Here is a 5,158-nt window from a genome sequence, read left to right as displayed (position 1 = left end):
GCCTGTTTTGAATTAGGATTGTTGCTCAATCGGAATCCGGACACCGTTCGGTTTCCTGCGGTCAGTATCTTTCAAACGGGAACTCGATTTGAAGAGACCGACAAAGCAATCTCAGAGCGTAAGCCCACTGCGGTTATCGAAGTAGCTTCAACCAATCCCAGGCGACAGGTCATGAACGATCATGTCAGTGAATATGTGAATGGGGGGGTCGAATTGATCTGGGTGATTGATCCCAAGGCAAAAGAGGTACTCGAATATCTTCCTGCGCGGGGCAGTGAGGTCATTGATATTAAAGGGAAGATCACCGGAGGAACCGTCATGCCTGATCTTGTCATGAAAGTGGAAGACTTATTTACAGAGCCGTTATGGTGGTAAGAAAGCGATTTCATCGTCAATTATAGTCAAATTAGTTTGTCACTGTCAGCTTGAGAAATGGTAGCTCGTTCCAGCAGGCAGCGATGCAAAAAATCAAGGAAAGTCAGGGATGTCAGAGACGCATTATGATGTGGCAGTAATTGGTACAGGCCCCGGGGGAGAAGGGGCAGCGATGCAAGCCATCAAGCAGGGAAAATCTGTCATTTCAATCGAGAAGTTCTTCGAGATTGGTGGTAATTGTACGCATAAGGGAACGATACCGAGTAAAGCGCTACGGTATTCAATTCTACAAATGTCAGAAATCAATAACTACGTGCGTCAAGCGGGGAGTTCCGGAATGACGCTGGATCTGGAGTTTCCCGAACTTCGAAAATCGGCTGCTTCGGTGATCCGAAAACAGGTTTCGATGAGACGCACTTTTTATGATCGTAACGGTGTAGATTTAGTAAAGGGGGAAGCTCGGTTTTTAGACCCGCATCGGATCCGAATCGATACTCCCAACGGTCTGACTGAAGAAGTTACTTTTGATTATGCGGTCATCGCTACAGGGTCGCGTCCGTATCGTCCGGATGATATCGACTTTTCTCATCCTCGTATCTTTTGCAGCGACACGCTGCTCGATATGGATTACACACCAAGGTCAATCACAGTCTATGGTGCAGGGGTCATCGGCTGTGAATATGCTTCAATGCTGCGAACAATGGGCATTAAAATCAATCTGGTGAATACCCGTAGTTCACTGTTAGACTTTCTGGATGACGAAATCAGCGATGCATTAAGCTATCACATGCGCGAAAGTGGTGTTTTGCTAAGGCACTGTGAGTATTATGAAACGATTGAAGGGACTGACGACGGTGTGATTATTTCACTCAAGTCCGGTAAGAAATTGAAGACTGACGCCTTACTGTTTGCCGCCGGTCGCTCAGGGAACTCGGAAAGTCTGGGATTGGAATCGTTGGAGATTCAACCCGATTCACGCGGACAGCTCAAAGTCAATGATGATTTTCAAACCTCGCAACCACATATCTATGCCGTGGGAGATATTATCGGTTATCCATCACTGGCCAGTGCCGCCTATGTGCAGGGACGCTATGCGGCCAGTCATCTGGATAATGGGGAATGCGAGCGTGCTTTGGTAAGCGATATTCCCACGGGCATTTATACCAGTCCGGAAATCAGTTCTCTGGGTAAGACCGAGCGGGAATTAACAGAAGCAAAAATTCCTTACGAAGTAGGACATTCCATGTTCAAGCATCTGGCGCGTGCGCAGATAATGAATCGTCCCACAGGCATGCTGAAGCTGTTATTTCATCGTGAGACACTCGAAATTCTGGGCATTCATTGTTTTGGACCCAACGCCTCAGAAATTATTCACATTGGTCAGGCCATTATGTCGCAGCCTGGCGAGGCGAATACACTCTTGTATTTTATCAACACGACCTTCAATTATCCTACAATGGCAGAAGCCTATCGTGTCGCTGCTTTGAACGGATATAATCGATTGTTCTAATTGAAAAGACTTCGTCCCTTTGGCAGGAGAAGCTAATGTATCGCTCGATTTTAGAGACGCTGTTTCTTATTTTGGTGGCGTTACCTTTGAATACAGGTCTTTTCGCAGCGGAAACAGCACGCCCTAATGTATTATTCATTGCCGTCGATGATTTGAATGACTGGATCAGTTGTCTCGGCGGTCATCCCGATTGTAAAACACCGAATATTGATCGCCTGGCATCCAGGGGCGTCTTGTTTAAGAACGCGCATTGTGCAGCACCTGCTTGCAATCCTTCCCGAGCCGCATTGATGACCGGCATTCGCCCATCCAGTTCCGGTGTCTATTTGAATTCGCAACCTTGGCGCCCCGTAATGCAGCATGCAGTCACACTACCTCAACTTTATCGGAAGCATGGTTATCAGGCGATTGGATCGGGGAAAATCTTTCACGGACGTTATAACGATCCCGCTTCATGGGATCATTATTTAAAACAGACAGGTGATCCCAAGCCGACACCTGCTGTCTTGAACGATCCTCATAGTCGTGCAGGAACCATCATCTGGGGCGTACTCGATGTGCAAGATCGGGAGATGAGCGATTATAAGATGGCCAGTTATGCCATTGATTATCTAAGCAAAAAGCACGATCAACCGTTTTTCCTGGCCTGTGGCATCTATCGACCGCATATGCCCTGGCAGGTACCCCGTAAATATTATGACATGTATCCACTCGATCAAATTCAACTTCCCAACGTGCCGAAAAATGATCTAGATGATCTCCCACCTGCCGGCGTCCGAATGGCCAAGCCGGGTGGCGATCATGCCAGAATATTGAAAACCAAAAATTGGCGTTATTCCGTGCAAGCCTATCTAGCCAGTATCGCCTTCGCTGATGTACAGGTGGGGCGTGTGATCGATGCAGTTGATGCCAGTCCACATGCGAAAAATACCATTATCGTTCTCTGGGGAGATCACGGCTGGCATCTAGGCGAGAAACATCATTGGCGCAAATTTTCTCTCTGGGAAGAAGCAACCCGGGCGCCACTGATGATGGTCGTACCGGGAGTCACAAAAGCCGGTTCCCAATGTGAGCAGGCAATCGACTTTATGAATATTTATCCTACGTTATGTGAATTATGTTCGTTACCTGTAGGAAAACACCTGGATGGTGTCAGTCTGGTTCCGCTTCTCAAAAATCCCGCAAAAACCTGGGACCGACCGGCTTTAACCACACATGGACGACTGAATCATGCCATCCGCGGCAATCGATATCGTTTGATTCGTTACAGGGATGGCACTGAAGAACTCTATGATCATAAGCACGACCCGATGGAGTGGAAAAATCTTGCTGAAGAGGCAAAGTATGTAGAAGTCAAACAGCAGTTAGCGCAATGGTTCCCAGCCAAAAATGCCATTGATGCGCCCCACGATGCGTCCCGGGGCAACAAAAAAAATAAGAACAAGAGACAACAGGGCAGAGGAAAAAAGAAATCAAATGCTGCCAAATAAAGCGCCTCGTTTTCATCTCAGAAACTGCGAACTCAGATGAGAAGAGGAGCCCGCTATTCGAGTTCAAGAACCACTCGAAAACCAATACTGTTCGAGTAGCGTGATGGTGAGAGTTTGGAACGATACGCTGCTCGCGCATACTCAGGAAATAATGACCAGTTGCCACCGCGTAATACACGAGCGGAACCCGAATCGGGACCCCCAGAATCCATCAAGGTTTTTCCCTCTAGTGTTTTGTAATACTCATCATCAAACCAGTCACTGCACCACTCCATCACATTGCCGTGCATATCGTAGACTGACCAGGAATTTGCTGCATAATTCCCGACAGGCGATGTAAATGCAAAGCCATCTTGGGATGAAACCCCTTTCAGATGAGCATAGTTTCGTTGAAATTCCAGGCTGGCAGATCTGTCCCAGATATTACCATATTGAGTCAGCATTTCTGCATCGTCTCCATGAAAATACAAACTGTTTGATCCCGCGCGACAGACATACTCCCACTCGGCTTCGGTCGGCAGGCGATATTTTGACTTGGTCCTGATACTAAGCCATTTACAAAAATTAACTGCGTCATTCCAACTCACATTGACGACGGGATGAAAGTCACTTTTCAGCCACCCCGTTTTCGCCCAGTTAAATGCGGGAATGCCGTTACTGAATTTTTGGGTTGCATCATCCCAGCCGGCGCCACCTCTTCCACTTCGCTCAGATTCGGTTTTATAGTCGGTCATTTTTACAAACTGTTTGAAGTCATCAATGGTGACCTCATGCATGCCTATGTAAAACGGTTTCGAAATCTGCACTTCATGCAGTGGGTATTCGTTTAAAAAAGAAGATGATTTCGTTTTGAACTGCTTGGCAATTTCATCCGGGGCTTTGCTGCTTCCCATCATGAATTTCCCTGCCGGGATCAAGGCAAAGTGCATTTCAAGTGAATTAATAAATTTGATTTTGCGATCGAGATTTTTTGCCGTTTCATTCTGCTGTCTCTCAGAGGTTTGTTTGACAACGAGACCCGAAGTGGAACTAGGCTGTGTATTCTTGATTTCGCCTGGTAGCTCAATGATTAATTTATGGACGCGTCCAGAAAGGCAACCAACAATCAGAGTTCGATTATCAGGACCAATGGCAATATCCCGCGGCATGTCATCTAAGACATAAGTTGCCAGTAACTTGCCGTTATTTAGGTCCCACATTCTGAGAGTTTGATCCGCACCTCCGGAAATTGCCTGCACTCCATTGGGAGAAACGGCCAGACAGGTAATATCTCGATCATGCCCTTTTAGTGAATGCAATAGTTTATGACTCGTCAGGTCCCAGACCTTGATATCGAATTGCTTGTTTCTGACCGCACTGGTCAGCGCCCGTTTCCCGTCAAGCGATAATGCCAGATGACGAAGATCGCCAATCTGCTCCTGATAAGAGTGCAGTAATTTTCCACTCTCCAGATCCCACACACTAAATTCATTGTTTGCTCCTGAAATGAGCTGTTTCCCATTAGCTGAAATATCCAGGCTGTAGACATAACCTTGATGAGCGGTAAATGAATGTTCTAATTTGCGGTTGACGAGATCCCATACCTTAATTTCCGTCGCGACTACGCGATTTTTTTCTCTAAGAGAAGCAGTGGTGATGCCTAGCTTTCCATCTGGAGTGACAGCCAGTTTTCCAAAACCAGTACCCGGATTGAAACTTTGAACCTCCTTCCCCGTACCAAGATCCCATCCTGTAAAACGGGAATATGTACAAGCCCGCATTTCCCAGATGACTTCCTTCGCTT

General features: G+C 46.8%; 4 protein-coding genes. 3 read left to right on the top strand and 1 reads right to left on the bottom strand.

What is annotated here, in order from left to right:
- From Q0668_RS23635 to Q0668_RS23625, 3 genes are all read left to right on the top strand, one after another.
- Positions 1–375, top strand: a 375-nt coding sequence (locus Q0668_RS23635) for a Uma2 family endonuclease (RefSeq protein ID WP_298869010.1), incomplete at its 5' end; no start/stop codon positions are given.
- Between the two features lie 109 nt (positions 376–484).
- Entirely contained in the window at positions 485–1,885 is a 1,401-nt protein-coding gene (gene sthA, locus Q0668_RS23630) for a Si-specific NAD(P)(+) transhydrogenase (RefSeq protein ID WP_298869009.1), read from the top strand.
- Positions 1,886–1,920: 35 nt separating this feature from the next.
- Positions 1,921–3,375 (top strand): sulfatase, encoded by a 1,455-nt coding sequence (locus Q0668_RS23625; RefSeq protein ID WP_298869008.1) that lies wholly within the window; start codon positions 1,921–1,923, stop codon positions 3,373–3,375.
- 53 nt (positions 3,376–3,428) lie between these two features.
- On the opposite strand, the gene Q0668_RS23620 is transcribed toward Q0668_RS23625, so the two are convergent.
- The coding region (locus Q0668_RS23620; protein ID WP_298869007.1) for an SUMF1/EgtB/PvdO family nonheme iron enzyme at positions 3,429–5,158 on the bottom strand (1,730 nt) is incomplete at its 5' end.

Source organism: uncultured Gimesia sp. (genome assembly GCF_937910335.1).
Taxonomy (GTDB): domain Bacteria; phylum Planctomycetota; class Planctomycetia; order Planctomycetales; family Planctomycetaceae; genus Gimesia.
This window is presented reverse-complemented; position numbering and strand designations above follow the sequence as displayed.

What these genes read in the sequence shown, in the direction of transcription:
- Q0668_RS23625 (WP_298869008.1), top strand. Translation starts at nt 1,921, where the DNA reads ATGTATCGCTCGATTTTAGAGACGCTGTTTCTTATTTTGGTGGCGTTA.
- sthA (WP_298869009.1), top strand. Translation starts at nt 485, where the DNA reads ATGTCAGAGACGCATTATGATGTGGCAGTAATTGGTACAGGCCCCGGG.